The 20349-nt window shown below is 61.6% G+C and carries 20 protein-coding genes; 18 read left to right on the forward strand and 2 right to left on the reverse strand.

The genetic code is table 11. The annotated features are described in order from the left end of the window. Positions 1-90: 90 nt before the first annotated feature. The 5 genes from AC0L2X_RS15320 (at position 91) to tsf (ending at position 4710) form a co-directional block, all read left to right on the forward strand. Positions 91-918 carry a cell envelope integrity EipB family protein gene (locus AC0L2X_RS15320; protein ID WP_023674927.1) on the forward strand — a complete coding sequence of 276 codons (828 nt, stop codon included), beginning with the start codon at positions 91-93 and terminating at the stop codon, positions 916-918. Positions 919-1044: 126 nt separating this feature from the next. Next, positions 1045-2343: a lysophospholipid acyltransferase family protein gene (locus tag AC0L2X_RS15325; RefSeq protein WP_473555708.1), complete on the forward strand. Its 1299-nt coding sequence runs from the start codon at positions 1045-1047 to the stop codon at positions 2341-2343. A 43-nt stretch (positions 2344-2386) separates the two neighbouring features. Next, the gene (locus AC0L2X_RS15330) at positions 2387-2665 is read left to right on the forward strand and encodes a DUF4031 domain-containing protein (protein WP_352491532.1); all 279 of its coding nucleotides are present in this window, start codon (positions 2387-2389) and stop codon (positions 2663-2665) included. Between the two features lie 204 nt (positions 2666-2869). Further along, complete coding sequence (gene rpsB / locus AC0L2X_RS15335; protein ID WP_473555705.1) at positions 2870-3670, forward strand: 30S ribosomal protein S2; 801 nt, start codon at positions 2870-2872, stop codon at positions 3668-3670. A 116-nt stretch (positions 3671-3786) separates the two neighbouring features. Continuing rightward, positions 3787-4710: a translation elongation factor Ts gene (gene tsf / locus AC0L2X_RS15340; RefSeq protein ID WP_352471655.1), complete on the forward strand. Its 924-nt coding sequence runs from the start codon at positions 3787-3789 to the stop codon at positions 4708-4710. Between the two features lies 1 nt (position 4711). Here the strand turns inward: tsf and AC0L2X_RS15345 are convergent, their stop codons facing one another. Further along, entirely contained in the window at positions 4712-5650 is a 939-nt protein-coding gene (locus AC0L2X_RS15345; RefSeq protein WP_473555703.1) for a LysR family transcriptional regulator, read from the reverse strand. Positions 5651-5765: 115 nt separating this feature from the next. On the opposite strand from AC0L2X_RS15345, the gene AC0L2X_RS15350 reads away from it, so the two are divergent. From AC0L2X_RS15350 to lpxB, 13 genes are all read left to right on the forward strand, one after another. Continuing rightward, positions 5766-6194, forward strand: a complete 429-nt coding sequence (locus AC0L2X_RS15350) for a nuclear transport factor 2 family protein (protein WP_473555701.1) — start codon at positions 5766-5768, stop codon at positions 6192-6194. 55 nt (positions 6195-6249) lie between these two features. Further along, positions 6250-7356, forward strand: coding sequence for an aldo/keto reductase (locus tag AC0L2X_RS15355; RefSeq protein ID WP_473555700.1), 1107 nt, complete (start codon positions 6250-6252; stop codon positions 7354-7356). Positions 7357-7488: 132 nt separating this feature from the next. Beyond that, positions 7489-8211 carry a UMP kinase gene (pyrH, locus tag AC0L2X_RS15360; protein ID WP_023674934.1) on the forward strand — a complete coding sequence of 241 codons (723 nt, stop codon included), beginning with the start codon at positions 7489-7491 and terminating at the stop codon, positions 8209-8211. Positions 8212-8302: 91 nt separating this feature from the next. Further along, positions 8303-8857 (forward strand): ribosome recycling factor, encoded by a 555-nt coding sequence (gene frr, locus AC0L2X_RS15365; RefSeq protein ID WP_084640965.1) that lies wholly within the window; start codon positions 8303-8305, stop codon positions 8855-8857. 32 nt (positions 8858-8889) lie between these two features. Further along, positions 8890-9612 (forward strand): isoprenyl transferase, encoded by a 723-nt coding sequence (locus tag AC0L2X_RS15370; RefSeq protein ID WP_352492017.1) that lies wholly within the window; start codon positions 8890-8892, stop codon positions 9610-9612. A 3-nt stretch (positions 9613-9615) separates the two neighbouring features. Next, complete coding sequence (locus AC0L2X_RS15375) at positions 9616-10449, forward strand: phosphatidate cytidylyltransferase (RefSeq protein WP_352492016.1); 834 nt, start codon at positions 9616-9618, stop codon at positions 10447-10449. A 104-nt stretch (positions 10450-10553) separates the two neighbouring features. Continuing rightward, a complete protein-coding gene (gene rseP, locus AC0L2X_RS15380) occupies positions 10554-11696 on the forward strand; it encodes an RIP metalloprotease RseP (RefSeq protein ID WP_473555697.1) in 1143 nt (380 codons plus the stop codon). Between the two features lie 217 nt (positions 11697-11913). Then, positions 11914-14268 (forward strand): outer membrane protein assembly factor BamA, encoded by a 2355-nt coding sequence (bamA, locus tag AC0L2X_RS15385; protein ID WP_473555695.1) that lies wholly within the window; start codon positions 11914-11916, stop codon positions 14266-14268. A gap of 179 nt (positions 14269-14447) precedes the next feature. Beyond that, the gene (lpxD, locus tag AC0L2X_RS15390) at positions 14448-15506 is read left to right on the forward strand and encodes a UDP-3-O-(3-hydroxymyristoyl)glucosamine N-acyltransferase (RefSeq protein WP_292653516.1); all 1059 of its coding nucleotides are present in this window, start codon (positions 14448-14450) and stop codon (positions 15504-15506) included. Then, entirely contained in the window at positions 15499-15963 is a 465-nt protein-coding gene (gene fabZ / locus AC0L2X_RS15395) for a 3-hydroxyacyl-ACP dehydratase FabZ (protein WP_023674942.1), read from the forward strand. Before lpxD ends, fabZ begins: the two co-directional genes overlap by 8 nt. Before the next feature lie 13 nt (positions 15964-15976). Beyond that, positions 15977-16810, forward strand: coding sequence for an acyl-ACP--UDP-N-acetylglucosamine O-acyltransferase (gene lpxA / locus AC0L2X_RS15400; RefSeq protein ID WP_473555693.1), 834 nt, complete (start codon positions 15977-15979; stop codon positions 16808-16810). Positions 16811-16816: 6 nt separating this feature from the next. Then, positions 16817-17719, forward strand: a complete 903-nt coding sequence (locus tag AC0L2X_RS15405; protein ID WP_473555691.1) for an LpxI family protein — start codon at positions 16817-16819, stop codon at positions 17717-17719. Further along, positions 17709-18875, forward strand: coding sequence for a lipid-A-disaccharide synthase (gene lpxB / locus AC0L2X_RS15410; RefSeq protein ID WP_473555689.1), 1167 nt, complete (start codon positions 17709-17711; stop codon positions 18873-18875). Before AC0L2X_RS15405 ends, lpxB begins: the two co-directional genes overlap by 11 nt. Positions 18876-18998: 123 nt before the next feature. Here the strand turns inward: lpxB and gltA are convergent, their stop codons facing one another. Further along, positions 18999-20327, reverse strand: coding sequence for a citrate synthase (gltA, locus tag AC0L2X_RS15415; protein ID WP_254817305.1), 1329 nt, complete (start codon positions 20325-20327; stop codon positions 18999-19001). Positions 20328-20349 lie beyond the last annotated feature (22 nt).

The following is a 20349-nucleotide window of genomic DNA, read 5'->3' on the forward strand; positions in this document are numbered from 1 at the left end:
CTATTTTTGCCTCGCTTCCGCCACGACTTTTTTTAAGCTGGACCATCTTTCCATGCGGCCTGCCATTAGCCGCGATGATCGGAGCACCCCATGCGCGCAACGCGCCTCGCATTCAACGCCGTTCTCTTGACAGCGGCTTCCTGGGCGGCTCCCGCTTTTGCGGTGCCGGCACTGCAGGCGCATCGTGCTGTTTACGACATTTCACTCGACAAGGCCTCCGACCGCTCCGGCATTACCGGCATCACCGGCCGCATGGTCTACGAGTTCAACGGCTCGCCTTGCGAGGGCTATACGGTAAAGTTCCGTCTGGTGACCCAGATCGTAACCAGCGACAACACCAGGCTGACCGACCAGCAGATGACCACCTTCGAGGATGCCGAGGGCAAGACCTTCTCCTTCGTGAACAAATCCTTTGTCGACCAGAACCTCGACAAGGAGGTCAAGGGTACCGCAACCAAGGAAGCCAACGGTCTCAAGGTCGATATCGACAAGCCCGAGAAGAACAGCCTGGAACTCGCGCCGACCCAGTTCCCGACCCAGCAAATGGTCGAAATGATCGGCAAGGCGGAAAAGGGTGAGCGTTTCTACGAAACCAACCTGTTCGACGGCTCTGAGGATGCCAACAAGGTGGTGACCACTACCGTCGTCGTCGGCAAGCAAGCCGATGCCGACAACGCCGATCCGGAAGCGCCGGCGCTGGCCAAGCTCGCCACCGACAAATACTGGCCGGTCGACATCGCCTATTTCGATGATGCCGACAAAGGCGGCGAGGAGGTGCCGGAATACCGGATCAGCTTCAAGCTGCACAAGAACGGCATCACGCGCGATCTCGTCATGGACTATGGCGAGTTCTCGATGACCGGCAAATTGGTCAATCTGTCGCTGTTCGATCAGCCAAAGACCTGCCCGTCGAAATAGGCTCGAACCAACGACAAGCCGCCGGCCGCTATCCAGCGCTTGATCTTGCGGGGCATGTCGTATCGACTTGAGCATGCCGCAATTGCATATCAACGTTTTACGACGCTAAGCGCCGCGGGGAGCAGGTTGAGCAGGATCGACGTTTTTGTGGCGCCGCGGCCCAACGCGACGCTGATCAAGGCCATGACATTCGTCAACCGAATTGTCATGCTGCACGGCATTCCGGGGCTTCGCGACCTGTTGCCATTCAACCGCCTGGCCGGTTTGCGCGGCGTCGCCAATGTCCGCCACATCGATTTTCCGGAGGATGACCGGCAAAGGCTGAAGGCTTGTTGCGGCGCGGGCAAGGCGACGTTCATCACGCCCAACCATCCCGAATTCTTTACCGACTGGATGATCGACAAGGAGGTCGTCTCGCGGGTAAGCCCGCTGGCGGCATCGTGGGCCACGCATGGCGTCGTCAATGGGCTAGGCCGGCTGATGCAGAAATTCTGGTTGGCCAACAATCTGATCGCGCAAATCCCGGGCAACAGCGCGGCCGCCAAGGAACATTCGGTGGCCTGGGCGCTGAAAGGGCACGGCGTGCTCCTGCACCCCGAGGGCGGTGTCGGCTGGCATGCCAACATCATTGCCCCGCTGCTGCCGGGCGCGGTCGAGATGGGGTTCAAGGCGCTGAAGCGCGGCCGCCTGACGGATCCGGATTTCAAAGTTTGGATCGCGCCCGTGATCTGGAAGCTCGCTTTCACGGGGAATGTCGAGGCGGCGCTGGCAAAGGAATGCGCCTATGTCGAGCACAGCCTGAAGATCGAACGCCGTGCCGCCGATACGCTGCCGGAGCGCGTCCATCATATCTACGCGACGCTGCTATCGCGCGATGAGGCTGCGAATGGCCTGCGGTCCGACGAGCGGGCTTCGTATGACACACGTCAGAAGGACCTGCTGACCGAACTCGGCCGTCGCCTTGCTGAACTTGTTTCGCTCGACGCCGGCACGCTCGACAATGCCGAGCTTTTGCGCCGTTCGCGGCGCTGGCTGCGGGAAAACACGGACGGCACCGGAAGCCAGAAGCAGGTCCGAATGCTGGCGGATACAATCCAGCGCCTGCAGCGTGTCGGGCCGTGGGCGTCGGCCAATCCGCGCATCACGCAGGAGGAGATCGCCGAACATTTGAAGCGAATCCGCAACGATTATTGCAAGGGTACGCTGCGCGATACCATCAACCGTTTCGTGCCGCAGCCGGCAGGCCCGCGCCGCGCCTATGTCCGGGTACCGGAGCCGCTAGGCTTGCACGCCTATCAAGGCTCCGTCGAGGAGGCACTCGCCGAACTGCATGACCGCATGCAGGAGACCGTCACCAGGACGATGACGCAACTCGAGGCCGGCGGCGGCTTCATTTTCTATGCCAATCCCTTCTATCATCGTTAGCGGCGTGTTGGTCGGCGCAAGATGAAGGAGTGCGGCAAGCCTCATGGCGGTCTATGTCGATGCGGCGATCTGGAAATGGGTCGGCCACCGCTGGTGTCATCTGCTGGCAGACGACACCGACGAGCTGCATCGCTTTGCCGGGCAGCTCGGCATCAAGCGCTCGTCCTATCAAGGGCCGCCGAAGACATCGGCACCGCATTATGACATAACCGGGTTCGAGCGCGACCGCGCGGTGCGGTTAGGCGCCATCGAATGCAGCCGCGAGGAGATCGTCGCCGTTTTCCGGCGTGTGCGGGTGCCGAAGGCGAAGATGCGGCGATGACACCGGTGCGCTGATCGCCGCACGCTGAACCACAAGACGCCACAACGCTTGCGTTTGTCGCGCTTCCCCTCTATATGCGCGCTCATTCCACACACGGACTTTGGTGTCTGCCCGGGAGAAATCCGGCTGAAACCTCCGGTGGCGTTCGAGGACAAAGTCCAAAAATGCCTGTGTCCGTGGAGGCTAACCGGAAAGGAAATAAGAATGGCTCTGCCTGATTTCAGCATGCGCCAGCTATTGGAAGCTGGCATTCACTTCGGCCACCAGACCCACCGCTGGAACCCGAAAATGGCGCCCTATATCTACGGCGCCCGCAACAACATCCACATCATCGACCTCTCGCAGACGGTGCCTTTGCTGCACCAGGCGCTGAAGCAGGTTTCCGACACTGTTGCCAAGGGCGGCCGCGTGCTGTTCGTCGGCACCAAGCGCCAGGCCTCCGACATCGTCGCCGATGCCGCGCAGCGCTCGGCCCAGTACTATGTCAACTCGCGCTGGCTCGGCGGTATGCTGACAAACTGGAAGACGATCTCGAATTCCATCCAGCGCCTGCGCAAGCTCGACGAAATGCTGGCCGGCGAGGCTCAGGGCCTGACCAAGAAGGAGCGCCTCAACCTCGACCGCGAGCGTGAGAAGCTCGACAAGGCGCTGGGCGGCATCAAGGATATGGGTTCGACGCCCGATTTGATGTTCGTGATCGACACCAACAAGGAAGCGATCGCCATTCTCGAGGCCAAGCGTCTCGGCATCCCGGTCGTTGCCATCATCGATTCCAACTGCGACCCGGACAAGATCGACTTCCCGATCCCCGGCAACGACGACGCGGCCCGTGCCATCCAGCTCTATTGCGATCTGATTGCCAAGGCAGCCATCGACGGCATCGCCCGTCAGCAGGGCGCGCTCGGTGTCGATATCGGCGCATCGGTCGAGACTCCGGTCGAGCCGGCGCTCGATCAGACCCCGGCCGCCGAGAGCCCGGCAGCCCAGACCCCGGAAGCACAATAGCGAAGGCCGGCTGCGGCCTTCATCTTTCCAATATGTTGGCGCGGTAAGCGCTACCGGCACCAGGCGCATCATCGAAAATCGATGGTGCGTCGGTGCATTTAGACAAAGAGGCGACAATGAGCATTTCGGCTGCACAGGTCAAAGAACTCCGCGACTTGACCGGCGCGGGCATGATGGACTGCAAGGCGGCGTTGAACGAAACCAACGGCAACATGGAAGAGGCCATCGACTGGCTGCGCAAGAAGGGTATCTCCAAGGCAGACAAGAAGGCTGGCCGTACCGCTGCCGAAGGCCTGATCGGCGTCGATTCCGGCGTCCGCGAAGCAGCGATCGTCGAGGTCAATTCCGAGACGGACTTCGTTGCCCGCAATGCTGCGTTCCAGGAGATCGTCGCCAATGTCGCGAAGGTCGCGCTTGCCTATGGCGGCAAGACCGAGGCCGTTGCCGCCGCTCCCTATCCGGGCTCGGGCAAGTCGGTCGCCGAGACCATCAAGGACGCCGTCGGCACCATCGGCGAGAATCTGGGCTTCCGCCGCTCAGCCAAGCTCACCGTCGAGCACGGCGCTGTCGCAACCTACGTTCACAATGCGGTCGCCGACGGCCTTGGCAAGCTCGGCGTGCTGGTGGCCATCGAGACGACAGGCAACGCGCATGCCGCGAACGCCTTCGCCCGCCAGGTTGCCATGCATGTTGCTGCCACCAATCCGATGGCCTTGACCACCGAAGAGCTCGATCCGGCCGCGGTGGAACGCGAGAAGGCGATCTTCGCCGACCAGGCGCGCCAGTCCGGCAAGCCGGAAGCGATCATCGAGAAGATGGTCGAAGGCCGTTTGCGCAAGTTCTATGAAGAGGTCGTGCTGCTCAAGCAGGCTTTCGTGCTCAATCCCGACATTACCGTCGAGAAGGCGCTGAAGGATGCCGAAAGCGAAATCGGCGCGCCCGCCAAAATCGCTGCCTATCTGCGCTTCGCGCTCGGTGAGGGTATCGAGAAGGAAGAGACCGATTTCGCGGCGGAAGTCGCGGCAGCGGTCAAGAAGTAAACTATCCGCTCGAAAGGCTTTTTCGGCCGGGTGTCCGCGAGGATGCCCGGCCGATTTCTTGCGCGGTGTCGATGAAGGCGCGGAGCTTCGGGGCCATCGCGGCGCGGCGCGGGAAATAGAGGAACAGTCCCGGTTCCTCGATCGATGCCTCGCCAAGGATTTCGACCAGCCGGCCTGCTTCGATGTCGGGCTTGACAAGCGGCTCGAACAGATAGGCGAGGCCGATGCCGGCAAGCGCCATTTCCCTTGCCGACAGTGGATCGCTGACGACCACGCTGCCGCGTGTCTCGACGCTGATATCCTTGCCCTGATCGGACAGATCCCAGCGATAGAGCGCACGTGATCGCAACAGCCGATAGCCGATGCAGTTGCAGGTGGAGAGATCCGCAATTGTTCGCGGCTTTCCGTGGCGGCCGACATAGGCCGGAGAGGCGACAATGGTCGTCCGGAACGGCTGAGTCAGCCGCACCGTCACCATATCCTCTGCGATCATCTCGCCCAGCCGGATGCCAGCGTCGAAACCCTCGCCGACGATATCGCTCAGACGTTCGTCGGTGACGATCTCCACCGTCACGTCAGGGTAACGTTCCGCCATCACCGTCAGGATGGGCATCAGCGCCAGAGGCAGCGCCAAACGCGGCGCGTTGATCCTGAGCAGCCCGCTTGCCCGGCCCTTGACAGAGCGGATACGTTCGATCCGGTCGGCAATGTCCTCCAGTGCCGGCTCCGCCGCAGCGACAAGCGCGGTGCCAGCCTCGGTCAGCGAGACGCTGCGCGTGGTGCGGGCAAACAACGGCTGGCCGATCCGCTCTTCCACCAGCCGAACCGCATGGCTGACCGCTGACGGGCTCATGCCGAGCTCGGCGGCTGCCAGCGCGAAGCCGGCACGCCGCGCGACGGCAACGATTATAGGTAGGTGGCTAAGCAGATCGCGGTCCATTCATGCATGATATCGCATAGTGCATTCGGATAATGCAATCTTATCCGCGGGGAAAGGAGGGCGCATCTTTTGGCTGCATCACACGACAATCGCCGAGCAGCCAAGGAGACGTCTAATGACCGACCTCGATTCCGAACGAATCCGTAATCTCGAGACCGCGCGTAAATTCTTTGATCTGATGCACCGCAAGGACATTGAGGCATGGGGCGACCTTTGGGCTGAAGATGGTCGTATCCTTGTCTTCTACCCGCCGGCAGGATTTGGAAACAGCATCGATGGCAAGGCCGCGATCCTGGCGGCCTTCCGAGGCCTCTTCGGTAATTTCGAATCCTTCGATTCGCAGCTGACAGCCATCTATCCGGCAGCGGATTCGGACGCGATCGTTGTTGAGTACAAGAACCGCGCGGTGCTGATCGGTGGCACTGAATACACCAACAGCAATATCGCGATTTTCCGCTTCAAGAGCGGTCTGATCAGCGCCTACCACGACTATTTCGATCCGCGCCGGTTCCAGGTGGTGGTCGATGCGCTGGCCAAGGCCTGACTCCGTATCCCAGGCAAGACCTCAATCCCGCTTTTCAAACTTCAGGAGAAAATCCATGACCATGTCCTACTACACGCTCGGCAACAGCGGGCTGCGTGTCACCCGCCTGGCGCTCGGCACCATGACGTTCGGCACAGAATGGGGCTGGGGCGCGGAGAAGGAAACCGCGCGCGGCTTGGTTGATGCCTATGTCGAAGCCGGTGGCAATTTCTTCGATACCGCCGATCTCTATACCGGTGGCACGGCCGAAACCTGGCTCGGCGAATTCATCGCTGAGCGTGGGCTGCGCGATAAGGCGGTGATCAGTACCAAATTCACCTACAACGCCGAACCGGGCAACCCGAACGCCGGCGGCAACGGCCGCAAGAACATCCTGCGGGCGGTAGACGGTTCGCTAAAGCGGCTCGGCACCGACTACATCGACCTCTACATCCTCCATACCTGGGACAGGCTGACACCACCGGAGGAGGTGATGCGGACGCTGGACGATCTGGTGCGCGCCGGAAAGATCCGGCATGTCGGTCTGTCCGACGTGCCGGCCTGGTACGCAAGCCGGGCGCAGGCGGTCGCCGAGCAGCGCGGCTATGAACCGGTTTCGGCGCTTCAGCTCGAATATTCGCTGGCCGAGCGCAACATCGAGCACGAGTTCGTGCCGTTCGGCACGCGCTATGGCGCCGGAATCATGGTCTGGAGTCCATTGGCCAGCGGCCTGCTCAGCGGAAAATACCGTTTCGATACAATCGTCAAGGATGGTGGCCGGCTGGAGACAATGCGTGGTTCGCCCAATCCCGGTTTCCAGAAATTCACCGACCGCAACTGGCAAATCGTCGCTGAACTGGAGACGGTTGCCGGCCAGCTCGGCCGCAGCATGGCCCAGGTCGCCCTGAACTGGACGGCAAACAGGCCAGGCATTGCGTCCGTCATCGTTGGCGCCACCAGGCTTAACCAGCTCAAGGACAATCTCGGCGCGCTTGATTTCGATATTCCCGAAGATCTTCGGGCACGGCTCGATGAGGTGAGCCGGCCGGTCACGCCCTTTCCGTATTCGTTCTTCGGCCCTGAAATACAAGGCGGCCTGACCGGTGGGCAGGCGGTGGGCGGTAAGCCGGCAAGTTATCTGCCGGACCTGCTCATGCAAGGCACTTTTGCCGGCGTGAGCTGACGGTTATCCCGGTCGACGATCTCAACTTTCCGGCTCGGGCGCCGCGTGACATAGCAGCGCCCTTCGTGTATCGGAACGCCCAGTGTTTCGGGGCGCACCGAAACGCGTCACACGCACGATGACGAGGACCAGATGACGGTGAAGCCCCTCTACCGACGTGTCTTGCTGAAAGCATCGGGCGAAGCGTTGATGGGCGAGCAGCATTTCGGCATCGACGTATCGGTGGTCGACCGCATCGCCGCCGACATCGCCGAGGCCCGCGCACTGGGCATCGAAGTCGGTGTCGTCATCGGCGGCGGCAACATCTTCCGTGGCGTCGCGGTTGCCTCGAAGGGCGGCGACCGCGTTACCGGCGACCATATGGGCATGCTAGCCACTGTCATCAACTCGCTGGCGCTGCGCACCTCGCTCAACAAGATCGGCGTCGACGCCGTTGTGCTGTCGGCGATCGCCATGCCCGAGCTTTGCGAAAGTTTTTCGCAGCGTCAGGCGACCGCCTACATGAACCAGGGCAAGGTCGTTATCTTCGCCGGCGGCACCGGCAATCCGTTCTTCACCACCGATTCGGCTGCAGCCCTTCGCGCCGCCGAGATCGGGGCCGATGCTCTGTTCAAGGGCACCCAGGTCGACGGTGTCTATTCGGCTGATCCCAAGAAGGACCCGCACGCGACACGTTTCGAGCGGATCAGCCATGACGAAGTCATCAAACGCGGGCTTTCGATCATGGATACGGCGGCGATTGCACTTGCGCGCGAAAACAACATTCCGATAATCGTCTATTCGATCCACGAGAAGGGTGGTTTCGGCGATATCCTGAGGGGCGGCGGCCGTTGCACGGTTGTCGCAGACGATTGACCGAACCATGAACCCGAAAGGGACCGGTTGCGGATGAGGCTCGAACAGGGCCTAAGCAGTGAACCCGGGTTAACGGGTCGAGGAGACGATGATGAGTGGCGAATACGACGATCTCAAACGGCGCATGGACGGGGCGATCGCCGCGTTCAAGCATGATCTGGCTTCGCTGCGCACCGGCCGTGCGTCGAGCAACCTGCTCGATGCCGTCCAGGTGCAGGCCTATGGCACCACCATGCCGATCAACCAGGTGGCAACAGTGTCGGTGCCGGAACCGCGCATGATTTCGGTTTCGGTCTGGGACAAGTCGATGGTCAGCGCAGTCGACCGCGCCATCCGTGAAGCCAATCTCGGCTTCAATCCTATCGTCGACGGTACCAATCTCAGGATTCCGCTGCCCGAGCTCAACGAACAGCGCCGCAAGGAGCTGGTCAAGATCTCGCACGGTTATGCCGAGAATGCCCGCGTCGCCGCACGCCACGTTCGTCGGGACGGCATGGACTTTCTGAAAAAGGCGGAAAAGGACGGCGACATCAGTGAGGACGACCATCGCAAACGGGCCGACCAGGTTCAGAAACTGACCGACGAGACAATCAGCACCATCGACCACCTGCTTTCCGACAAGGAAGCGGAAATCATGCAGGTCTAGGGTCTGGCCACGCCTGGCCCGGAAGCGAGAATATGGCAACGCCCGCGCATGTCGCGATCATCATGGACGGAAACGGACGCTGGGCCAAGGCGCGCGGCTTGCCGCGGCTGGCCGGTCACCGCGCCGGCGTCGAGGCGCTGCGCAAGACAGTGCGGGCCGCCCCCGGCCTCGGCATCTCCTTCCTGACCGTCTACGCTTTTTCGTCGGAAAACTGGTCACGGCCGAAATCCGAAGTCAGCGACCTCATGGGCCTGCTGAAGCTTTTCATCCGACGTGACCTCGCCGAGCTGCACCAGAGTGGGGTGCGGATCAGGGTCATCGGTGACAGGGCAGGGCTGCAGCCCGACATAAGGGGGCTGCTCGAGGAAGCCGAAACGCTCACTCTCCGCAACGAGGCGCTGACACTGGTCATTGCCTTCAATTACGGCGGGCGCGATGAGATCGTGCGCACCGCGCGCAAGCTCGCAGCGGCGGTGGCGCGCGGTGAGATGGAGAGCGAGGCGATCACGGCCGATTCCTTTGCCAGCTCGCTCGATACAGAGGGCATTCCGGACCCGGAACTGGTCATCCGCACCAGCGGCGAGCTTCGGCTGTCCAACTTCCTGTTATGGCAGGCCGCCTATAGCGAACTCGTTTTCCTGCCTTGCTACTGGCCCGACTTCAGTCGCGAGCACCTGTCCGACGCACTGCGCGATTTCGCCGGCCGCGAGCGCCGCTTCGGCGGACTTGCCGCCCAAGATGTCGCCTCAGGCTGAGGAATGAGCAACCTCCAACTCCGGGTCATTTCGGCGGTCGTGCTTGGCATCGTCACGCTTGCCCTGACCTGGCTCGGCGGACTGTCCTTCCGGTTGCTTTGCGCCGCCATGGCGGCGGTGATCTTTTACGAGTGGACGCGGATGAGCCGCCCCGTTGCTCCGGCAGGTGCTAGTGCTACGGCAGGTCTCGGCTTTCTGCCGGAGGCGCTGATCGTGGTCTTTATTGGTGCCCTCGTCGCCGGCCTGCCTGCATCTTTGCTGCTGCCGCTCGTCGCGGCTCTGGTGGCTATCACTGCCGTCGCTTCCTCCATGCGCAGGGCAGGACCGTGGGAAGCATCCGGCCTTGCCTATGCGGCCGTGTCCGGCTTGTCGCTGGCCTTCTTGCGTGACGGCGACCATTCAGGGCTGCTGGCCATTCTGTTCCTATTCGCCGTGGTTTGGGCGACCGATATCTTTGCCTATTTCGTCGGCCGCTCCGTCGGCGGCCCAAGGCTGGCGCCGTCGATCTCGCCGGGCAAGACGCGGAGCGGGGCGCTCGGTGGGGTGGTCGGCGGCGTAGTGGCCGGGCTGCTTCTGGCCGCCGTAGCCGGAACGGGCAACCTCGTCGTGCTTGGCGTGGTCGCACTGGTGCTTTCGATCGTCGCGCAGGCCGGCGACCTGTTCGAATCATGGGTCAAGCGACGCCACGGCCGTAAAGATTCCGGCACGCTGATACCCGGCCATGGCGGCATCATGGATCGGGTCGACGGGCTTGTCGCGGCGGCTTTCGCCCTATACGTCATCGGCTGGATTTCCGCGACCGCCGATCATCCGGCACAGGGGCTGTTTCCGGTTTGAGCGGCATCGTCGGTGGGCCGGCGCGGGGCTGCGCCATGGATTCGCCCGGATTGATGTCACAGTCGCGGCGTGATCTGTGCCGTGAATGAATTTGAGGGCATGAGTTGAACGAGATTCTTCACGCGGTTTTCAGCACAGAGGGCTTTGTCCTCGGCACGCTGGTGCCTTTCCTGTTCGTGCTGACCGTGGTCGTTTTCGTCCACGAAATGGGCCACTACCTCGTCGGCCGCTGGTGCGGTATCGGCGCAAAAGCCTTTTCGATCGGTTTCGGCCCTGAGATCATAGGCTTCAACGACAGCCGCGGCACGCGCTGGAAGCTTTGCGCCATACCGCTTGGCGGCTACGTCAAGTTCGTCGGCGACATGAACGCGACGTCGAGCCAGCCCAGCTCGGAGGAGATCGAGGCGCTTAGCGACGAGGAACGCAAGGTCGCCTTCCACACGCAGCCGATCTGGAAGCGTGTGGCGACCGTCGTGGCGGGGCCGCTGTTCAACTTCCTGCTGACGATCGCCGTCTTTGCCGTGCTGTTTTCCGTCCATGGCCGGCCCGTGCTGGAGCCGATGGTGGCCGAGGTCACCGTCGGCAGTCCGGCCGCCGCGGCCGGCATCATGCCCGGCGACCGATTCGTCAGCGTCGACGGCAGCAAGGTCGAGACCTTTGCCGACGTCCAGCGTCTGGTCTCTGGCCGCGCCGGCGACAGCATCACCTTCGTCATGCTACGCGGCGGCAAGGAAATCACCGTCACGGCGACGCCGCGCTTGATGGAACAACAAGACGCGCTGGGCAACAAGGTCCAGGTGGCCGTGATCGGCGTCGTCAATAATAAGGAACTCGGCCAGCCGCGGCTGATCACCTACAGTCCGGCCGGGGCGGTCGGGGCAGCGGTCCAGGAAACCGGGCACGTCATCCAGCGCACCGGCCAGTTCCTGCAACGTTTCGTTGTCGGTCGCGAGGACAAGTGCCAGCTGGGCGGCCCCATCAAGATCGCCAAGATGTCGGGTCAGGCGGCAAAGCTCGGCTTTGAATGGCTCGTGCAGCTTGTTGCATTCCTGTCAGTCGGGATAGGGATTCTGAACCTATTGCCGATTCCCCCCCTCGACGGAGGGCATCTTCTGTTCTACGGCGTGGAGGCTGTCATCCGGCGGCCGGTGTCCGAACGGATGATGGAAATGGCTTACCGAAGCGGCCTCATATTGGTGCTCGGCTTCATGGGCTTTGTTTTCTGGAACGATCTGTTTGGGTGCTGAAATCATGAAGGAATTTGGCTTCGGCACAAGCAATGTTGAGACGCCGTTTACCATGCGTGGGGATATGCGTGACGCGAAAGCCACGCCGCAGGGTTAAGTAAATACAAATTAACCAGAAGCCTTGCGTGTAGGGAAAATCCGGTTAATACGGTAGGGGAAATTACCGCACGTCCGGTTTTCTCGCCGTGGGGACTTCGAGAAAAGGTACAAAAGCCCGATGAAGGCAGCATCCAAGTTTCTGAGCGCCGCGTCCGCGGTGGCTATGTCCGCCGCTCTGGTTGTACCAGGCGCGCTCGCAGTGCAGTTCGTTGCCACATCGGCCGCCGAGGCGGCTGTCGTCTCCAGAGTCGAAGTCACCGGCAATCAGCGCGTCGACGCGGACACCATCCGCAATTACGTGACGATCAAACCCGGCAAGGCGTTTTCAAGTTCGGATATCGACGATGCGGTCAAGGCGCTGTTTGGCACCGGGCTGTTTTCGGACGTGCAGATCAACCAGGTCGGATCGACGCTGGTCATCAAGGTTTCTGAATACCAGGTCGTCAACCAGGTCCTGTTCCAGGGCAACAAGAAGCTCAAGGACAACGCGCTTGAAGCCGCGGTGCAATTGAAGCCGCGCGGCACCTTCTCGCAACAGCAGCTCGACGCCGATGTCGAGGCGGTCAAGGCCGCATACCGGCGTATCGGCCGCGACGATGCCGCCGTGACCACCCAAATCATGGATCTCGGCGACAACCGCGTAAACGTGGTCTTCAACATCAACGAAGGCGGCCGCACCCAGATCGCAGCGATCAATTTCGTCGGCAACAGTGCCTATTCGAGCCGCCGGCTGTCGGACATCATCTCCACCAAACGCTCGTCCTTCCTTTCGTTCGTGCTGCGCGACGACGTCTATGACGAGGACAAGCTGCGCGCCGACCAGGAGCTGCTGCGCCGCTTCTATTACAATCACGGCTATGCCGACTTCCAGGTCGTCTCGGCTGTCGGCGAACTCGACGACACAACCAACAAATACACCGTCACCATCACGGTGCAGGAGGGCGAGCGTTATACGTTCGGGGATGTCAGCGTCGAAAGCACGATCCCCGAGGTCGACAGCAAGTCGCTTGAATCGGTGGTCGAGACGCACAAGGGCGATGTCTACAACGCCAAGAACGTCGAGGACACGATCATTGCGCTGACCGAGAAGGTGGCTGGATCCGGCTATGCCTTCGCCCAGGTGACGCCGCGTGGCGACCGCAACTTCGAGAACCACACGATCTCGGTCGTCTATACGGTCGACCAGGGTACCAAGGCCTATATCGAGCGCATCGAGATTCGCGGCAACGATCGGACGCGCGACTACGTCATTCGCCGCGAGTTCGATGTCAGCGAAGGCGACGCTTTCAATCAGGTCCTCATCCAGCGCGCGAAGAGGCGGCTGGAAGCGCTCGATTATTTTGAGAAAGTCGAAATCTCTACTGTTCCCGGTTCCGAGCCGGACCAGGTTGTGCTGGTGGTCGACGTGGTCGAGAAATCGACCGGTGAGTTCACCGTCGGCGCCGGTTATTCGAGCGGGGGTGAAACGTCAGGTCCGTCCGTCGAAGGCTCCATCAGTGAGCGCAACTTCCTCGGTCGCGGCCAATTCATCAAGGTGGCGGCGGGCGGTGGCAAGAACTCGCGCGACTACAGCTTCTCTTTCACCGAACCCTATTTCCTCGGACGCCGCATCGCGGCTGGCTTCGACATCTACAAGCAGAGCCGTAACTACGACCATTACGACAGCGACACGACAGGCGCGACCGTTCGCTTCGGCCTGCCGATCACCGACAACATCTCGACGCAGCTGGCGTATAACATTGCGCAAGAGAAGTACGAGTTCGACGAGGGCTGCGACCCAGCGGCCGGTTGCGACGTGTCCCAGGCGATCCAAAACGGCGTTAACGAGAGCCCATGGCTCAAGTCTTCGGTCAGTCTCGGCCTGGTCTACAATACAATCGACGACATGAAGAACCCGCATGATGGTATTTATGCCAATGTCGGCACCGAAGTCGCTGGCCTCGGCGGTGACGCCAAGTTCATCAAGGTAACCGCGCGCGGCAGCATTTATCAGACGCTGTCCGAACAATTGGATCTGGTGGGCCTCATTTCGGGCGGCGCCGGCCATGTGCAAGGGTATGGCAACGGCGATCTGCGCGTCTTCGACCATTTCCAGAGCAGCGACCGTATGATCCGCGGTTTCGAATACGGCGGCATCGGCCCGGTTGCTTCGGACAACAGCAATGACCATCTCGGCGGCACTACATACTTCAATGCCTCGGCAGAAGCGCAGTTCCCGCTGCCGGTCATCCCCGAAAGCTTCGGTTTGCGCGGCGCGGTGTTCGCCGATGCGGCAACGCTCTACGGCAGCAAAATCGCAAGTGGCCTTGTCAATTCTTCGACAACCGGCATGGAATGGCGCGCTTCCGTCGGTGTCGGTGTGATGTGGGCATCGCCTTTCGGGCCGATCCGCATCGACTATGCGATCCCGGTCAAGAAGGAAAAGACCGACGACGTGCAGGAATTCAACTTCGGCATATCGACCCGCTTCTGATGTGCGGGCAATGATGCTTCCGGCTCGTTTGGATCCGGATGGCAGTGATCCGACACTACAGCGCAGCGCGTCCTATCGGACGCGCAAAGGACGTTGTAGTACATTGATTTGCGCATGATCCTTTCCGAGGGTCGATTTCCGATTTCGGGGTCATGCGCCAGCTGGATATTGCTTCTGGAATGACCGATCCGGTGTTCTTCGCGCCCTCACGCCGGTATACGGCCGGCGAAGTCGCGAATCTGACCGGCTCGACACTTGTCGATTCCGGTCTCTCCGATGTATCGATCGAAGCTCTGGCGCCCGCCAACGAAGGCGGCGAGAACGCCCTTGTCTTCGTCGACGGCAGGCGCAATTTCGCCCTGATGCAGGCACTGCGGGCGGCGGCGGTTCTCTGCCCTGCCGAATTTGCCGGCAAGGCGCCGGCGGGCATCGCGGTGCTGGTGCATCCGCGCCCGCAGCAGGCTTTCGCAATGGTCGGGCGTCTGCTTTTCCCCGCGGCTGCGACGCCTGGACCGATGACCGGCGAAACCGGTATCTCGCCGCACGCCCATATCGATGCGACCGCCCATGTCGAGGCCGGTGCAATCATCGAAGCAGGTGCGGTCATCGGACCGCGCGCTGCCATCGGCAGCGGGACCGTCATTGCCCCGCATGCGGTCATCGGTCCATCCTCGCAGATCGGCCGCGACGGCTATGTCGGTCCAGGAGCCAGCGTGCAATATGCGTTGATTGGCAATCGCGTCATCATCCATGGCGGTGCCAGGATCGGGCAGGATGGCTTCGGTTTCGTGGCCGGCGCCAAAGGTCCGGAGCGGGTTCCGCAGATCGGCCGCGTCATCATCCAGGACGACGTCGAGATCGGGTCGAATACGACCGTCGATCGCGGCGCCATGTCCGACACGATCATCGGCCAGGGTACCAAGATCGACAATCTGGTACAGATCGCCCACAACGTTCGCATTGGCCGCAATTGCATAATAGCCGGGCTTTCGGGTATTTCCGGTTCCGTGACAGTAGGCGACAACGTCACCATGGGTGGCGGCGTCGGCCTTGCGGATCATCTGACCATCGGGTCCGGGGCCAAGCTTGCGGCAAGAAGCGGGTTTATGAGCAACGTGCCTGCCGGTGAGATTTGGGGAGGATATCCGGCGCAGCCGATGGCGGAAGCCATGCGCGAGATAGCGGCCTTGCGCAGACTTGCACGGACGCGCAAACAGGGTGAGGGGGGAAATGGCTGACATCGCAGCGGCGACGCTCGAAGCGGTTGACATAATGCGGCTGATGAAGCTCCTGCCGCACCGCTATCCGTTCTTGATGATCGACCGCATTGTCGACATAGATGGCGACGAATCCGCGATCGGCATCAAGAACGTCACCATAAACGAGCCGCATTTCCAGGGTCATTTCCCGGACCAGCCGGTCATGCCCGGCGTGCTGATCATCGAGGCGATGGCGCAGACGGCCGGCGCCATCTGCATCCGCAGCCTTGGTACGGAAAAGCCGTCGCTGGTTTATTTCCTGACCATCGACAATGCCAAGTTCCGCAAGCCGGTCGTTCCAGGCGACCAGTTGAAAATTCATGTGAAGAAAATCAAGAAACGCGGCAATCTTCTCAAATTCGCTTGCGAGGCCCTCGTCGATGGCGCCAAGGCGGCGGAAGCCGAGATCTCGGCGATGATGGTCGCAAGCGGCTGACAAACGAATGCTAATGAAAATCCAGACAGTCATCCATCCATCGTCGGTCATCGAGCCAGGCGCCCAAATCGGCGAAGGCGCCCGCATCGGGCCCTTCTGTCACGTCGGCCCCGACGCCGTGATCGGCGACCGCGTCGAACTGGTCAGCCATGTCTCGGTGATTGGCGCGACCACCATCGGTGCATCGACCAAGGTCTATCCGATGGCGATACTGGGCGGGCCGCCGCAGAACACCAAGCACAAGGGCGGCCGGACCACGCTGGTGATCGGCGAGAATTGCACGATCCGCGAAGGCGTCACCATGCATGTCGGCACCGATTCCAGCCGCGGCGAGACGACGATCGGCGACAACGGCAATTTCCTTGCCTATGCCCACATTGCCCATGACTGCGTGGTCGGCAAGAACGCCACCTTCGCCAATCAAGCGACGTTAGGCGGGCATTGCGAAGTCGGCGACAATGTCTACATCGGCGGCCTTACCGCGGTTCATCAGTTTGTCCGCATCGGCGATAACGCCTTTCTCGGCGGTTGCTCGGCGATCGTCGGCGACGTCATTCCTTACGCCATCGCTGTTGGCAACCGTGCCAGCCTTCGCGGCCTCAACATCATTGGCCTGAAGCGCGCCGGCCTGCCGCGTTCGGAGATCCACTTGCTGCGCAAAGCCTACAAGACGATCTTCGATCGCTCCCGGACCGTCGGCGAAAACATCGAATTCGCCAAGGCGGAATTCGCCTCGTCGCCGACTGCCATGAAGATCGTCGACTTCATCGCCGGTCGCGGCAAGCGGCACTACGCCGTGCCGTCGCTCAAGGGTACCGACGGCGACGATACCGATGATGAAGACTGAGGGCAGATGACGAAGATTGAGGCTGCCGGAAAGGGCCTTGATCTCGCGCCAGATGCCAAGGTCGGCATCATCGCCGGCGGCGGCAGCCTCCCGGTCGAAATTGCCCGAGCGCTCGCCCGGCAAGGCAAATCGCCCTTCGTCGTGATGGCGGCCGGCGAGGTCGATCGCATAGCCGATTTCGAGCCCTATGAGCAGGCAACCTTGAGGCTGGAAGACGTCGGCTCGCTGCTGCCGATCCTTAAGCGGCATCACGTTACGCATCTCGTAGCCGCGGGTCATATCACGCGGCGCCCCAGGCTGAGCGCCATGCGCCTCAATTTGGGCCTGCTCGCGTGGCTACCCAGCCTGTTCGTCGGTGTAAGCCGGGGGGACGACACGGTGCTGAAACTGTTCGTGCGCAGGATCGAGCGCAGCGGCATCAAGGTCGTCGGCGCTCACGAGATCGTGCCGGAGCTGGTCGCTGCCGAAGGCCTGCTGACCAAGGCGGCGCCACGCAAATCCGACTGGCGCGACATCGAGGCGGCGCACGCGGCGGCAAAAGCCATCGGCGAGCTGGACATCGGCCAAGCGGCTGTTGCGGTCGGCGGCCGCACCATTGCCTTGGAAGGCGTCGAAGGCACCGACGGGCTGCTCGAGCGGACAAAACAATTACGCGGGCACGGCAGGCTGGCTGGCAGGAGCCGTGGTGTTTTGGTCAAATGTGCCAAGCCCGGTCAGGAACTGCGTGCCGATCTGCCCTCCATCGGTCCGCTGACCGTCGAGGCGGCGCATGCCGCCGGACTGGCCGGCATTGCCGTCGAAGCCGGCCGCTCGCTGGTGCTCGAAGGTCCCGCCACCATCGGGCGTGCCAATGCGCTCGGCCTCTTCGTGATCGGGCTGCCTGCTGCGGAGCCGGTGCATGGCGAATGAGCGGCCGTTGAAGATAGCCGTCGTCGCAGGCGAGGAGTCCGGCGACCTGCTTGGCGCCGACCTTGTGCAGGCGCTCAAGCGCATGACCGGGTGCGACGTTCGGCTTGTCGGCATCGGCGGCCGCCATTTGCAGGCGCTCGGCCTAGCGCCATTGTTCGACGGCAGCGAGATCGCGCTGATGGGCCTTAGCGCCATCCTGCGCGACCTGCCGCGCCTGATGCGGCGGATCGGCCAGACGGCAAACGCGATTGCCGGTGAAAAGCCCGATTGCCTTATCACCATCGACAGTCCGGATTTCTCACTGCGCGTCGCCAAGAAGGTGCGTGCCGCCGATCCGACCATCCCGACCGTCCACTATGTCTGCCCGAGCGTGTGGGCTTGGCGGCCGGGCAGGGCGGCGGCGATGAAGCCATATGTCGATCACATCCTTTGCATCCTGCCGTTCGAGATGAAGGAACTCGCTCGCCTGGGCGGGCCGCCCGGCACCTATGTCGGGCATCGCCTTGTACATGATCCGGGCATAATCAGTGCCGCCAGGGCGCAGGCGCAGCCGCGTAACCTGTCCGCAGATCACGTCAAAACATTGCTTGTATTGCCCGGTTCGCGTCGCGGCGAGGTGCGACGCCTGGTTGGGCCGTTCGGCGAGACGGTGTCGATCCTGCGGGCGCGCGGGCACCGCCTGCGCCTGCTGTTGCCAACGGTCCCGCACGTCGCCGACCTGGTCAGGACCTCAGTCGCGAGCTGGGACGAGAAGCCGGAGATCATCCTTGATGCCGAACGCAAATGGCAGGCCTTCGGCAAGGCGGATGCGGCGCTGATCGCGTCGGGGACGGTATCGCTGGAACTGGCATTGGCGGGTGTGCCGATGATCTCCTGCTACCGGCTCGATCCGGTCATGCGCATGGCGCAGCCGCTGATCAAAGTATGGAGCGCAGCGTTGCCCAATCTCATTGCCGACCGGCCGGTTGTGCCGGAACACTACAATCAATATGTGCGGCCGCATTATCTGGCGCGGCAACTGGAGGCGCTGTTCTCCGATACCGCCTACCGCACCTGGCAGAAGCACGGTTTTGCCGACATTGCCGGGCGTATGGCAACCGCCAAGCCGTCAGGCGAGATGGCCGCGGGGGTGGTGATGGGGATGGTGAGTGAATAGTGAATAGTGAATAGTACTCTATAGACAGGAGCGACGCTTCGCTGCTCCAATTCACCATTCACCATTCACCATTCACCATTCACCATTCACCATTCACCATTCACCATTCACCATTCACCACCTTCACCGCTTCGCGATCGGCACGTAATCCCGTTCCGGCGCGCCGGTATAGAGCTGGCGTGGGCGACCGATCTTCTGGTGCGGGTCCTCGATCATCTCCTTCCACTGCGCGATCCAGCCGACGGTACGGGCGACCGCGAACAGCACGGTGAACATGGTGGTGGGGAAGCCCAGCGCCTTCAGTGTGATTCCGGAATAGAAATCGACGTTCGGATAGAGCTTCTTCTCGATGAAATAGGAATCGGTCAGCGCAATCTTTTCCAGCTCCATGGCGATGTCGAGCAGCGGATCGTCCTTGATGCCGAGCTCGCCCAGGACCTCGTGCGCGGTCTTCTGCATGATCTTGGCGCGCGGATCGTAGTTCTTATAAACGCGGTGGCCAAATCCCATCAATCGGAACGGATCGTTCTTATCCTTGGCGCGCGCAATGAATTCCGGGATGTGATCGACATGGCCGATCTCGCCCAGCATGTTCAAGGCTGCCTCGTTGGCGCCTCCATGTGCAGGACCCCACAGGCAGGCGATGCCGGCAGCGATACAGGCAAAGGGATTGGCACCCGACGAGCCGGCCAGGCGGACGGTTGAAGTCGAGGCGTTCTGTTCGTGGTCGGCGTGCAGGATGAAGATGCGCTCCATCGCGCGGGCCAGCACCGGATTGATCTTGTATTCCTCGCAAGGCACGGCGAAGCACATATGCAGGAAGTTGGCTGCGAAATTCAGCTCGTTCTTCGGATAGATGAATGGCTGGCCGATGTGGTATTTATAGGCCATCGCCGCGATCGTCGGCATCTTGGCGATCAGCCGCATTGAGGCGACCATGCGTTGATAAGGGTCCGAGATGTCGGTGGAATCGTGATAGAAGGCCGACAGCGCGCCGACCACGCCGCACATCACCGCCATCGGATGCGCATCACGCCGGAAGCCGGTGAAAAAGCGCGACATCTGCTCATGCACCATGGTGTGGCGCGTCACCCGGTAGTCGAAATCGTCCTTCTGCGCCTTGGTCGGTAGTTCACCATAGAGCAAGAGATAGCAGACTTCGAGGAAGTCGCCGTGCTCGGCCAATTGGTCGATCGGGTAGCCGCGGTGCAAAAGAATGCCGGCATCGCCATCGATGAAGGTGATTTCCGATTCGCAGCTCGCCGTCGACGTAAAGCCGGGATCGTAGGTAAAGACGCCGGCGGTGTTGTACAGCGAACCGATGTCGATGACGTCAGGTCCTACCGAACCACTTCGTATCTTGAATTCATGAGTTTTGCCGCCGAGTTCCAGCTTTGCCGTCGATGCCTGGGTTTTGCCGCCAAATTCCATTTTTGTCGCAGGTTCGGTCATAGCAAACTCCTTTTTGTTTCCT

This window comes from Mesorhizobium sp. WSM4828, from assembly GCF_055811175.1.

Bases quoted from the DNA above. Each gene is read 5' to 3' on its own strand.
- AC0L2X_RS15320 (WP_023674927.1), top strand. From the start codon at position 91: ATGCGCGCAACGCGCCTCGCATTCAACGCCGTTCTCTTGACAGCGGCT.
- AC0L2X_RS15330 (WP_352491532.1), top strand. From the start codon at position 2,387: ATGGCGGTCTATGTCGATGCGGCGATCTGGAAATGGGTCGGCCACCGC.
- rpsB (WP_473555705.1), top strand. From the start codon at position 2,870: ATGGCTCTGCCTGATTTCAGCATGCGCCAGCTATTGGAAGCTGGCATT.
- tsf (WP_352471655.1), top strand. From the start codon at position 3,787: ATGAGCATTTCGGCTGCACAGGTCAAAGAACTCCGCGACTTGACCGGC.
- AC0L2X_RS15345 (WP_473555703.1), bottom strand. From the start codon at position 5,650: ATGGACCGCGATCTGCTTAGCCACCTACCTATAATCGTTGCCGTCGCG.
- AC0L2X_RS15350 (WP_473555701.1), top strand. From the start codon at position 5,766: ATGACCGACCTCGATTCCGAACGAATCCGTAATCTCGAGACCGCGCGT.
- AC0L2X_RS15355 (WP_473555700.1), top strand. From the start codon at position 6,250: ATGACCATGTCCTACTACACGCTCGGCAACAGCGGGCTGCGTGTCACC.
- pyrH (WP_023674934.1), top strand. From the start codon at position 7,489: ATGACGGTGAAGCCCCTCTACCGACGTGTCTTGCTGAAAGCATCGGGC.
- frr (WP_084640965.1), top strand. From the start codon at position 8,303: ATGAGTGGCGAATACGACGATCTCAAACGGCGCATGGACGGGGCGATC.
- AC0L2X_RS15370 (WP_352492017.1), top strand. From the start codon at position 8,890: ATGGCAACGCCCGCGCATGTCGCGATCATCATGGACGGAAACGGACGC.
- AC0L2X_RS15375 (WP_352492016.1), top strand. From the start codon at position 9,616: ATGAGCAACCTCCAACTCCGGGTCATTTCGGCGGTCGTGCTTGGCATC.
- bamA (WP_473555695.1), top strand. From the start codon at position 11,914: ATGAAGGCAGCATCCAAGTTTCTGAGCGCCGCGTCCGCGGTGGCTATG.
- lpxD (WP_292653516.1), top strand. From the start codon at position 14,448: ATGACCGATCCGGTGTTCTTCGCGCCCTCACGCCGGTATACGGCCGGC.
- fabZ (WP_023674942.1), top strand. From the start codon at position 15,499: ATGGCTGACATCGCAGCGGCGACGCTCGAAGCGGTTGACATAATGCGG.
- lpxA (WP_473555693.1), top strand. From the start codon at position 15,977: ATGAAAATCCAGACAGTCATCCATCCATCGTCGGTCATCGAGCCAGGC.
- AC0L2X_RS15405 (WP_473555691.1), top strand. From the start codon at position 16,817: ATGACGAAGATTGAGGCTGCCGGAAAGGGCCTTGATCTCGCGCCAGAT.
- lpxB (WP_473555689.1), top strand. From the start codon at position 17,709: ATGGCGAATGAGCGGCCGTTGAAGATAGCCGTCGTCGCAGGCGAGGAG.
- gltA (WP_254817305.1), bottom strand. From the start codon at position 20,327: ATGACCGAACCTGCGACAAAAATGGAATTTGGCGGCAAAACCCAGGCA.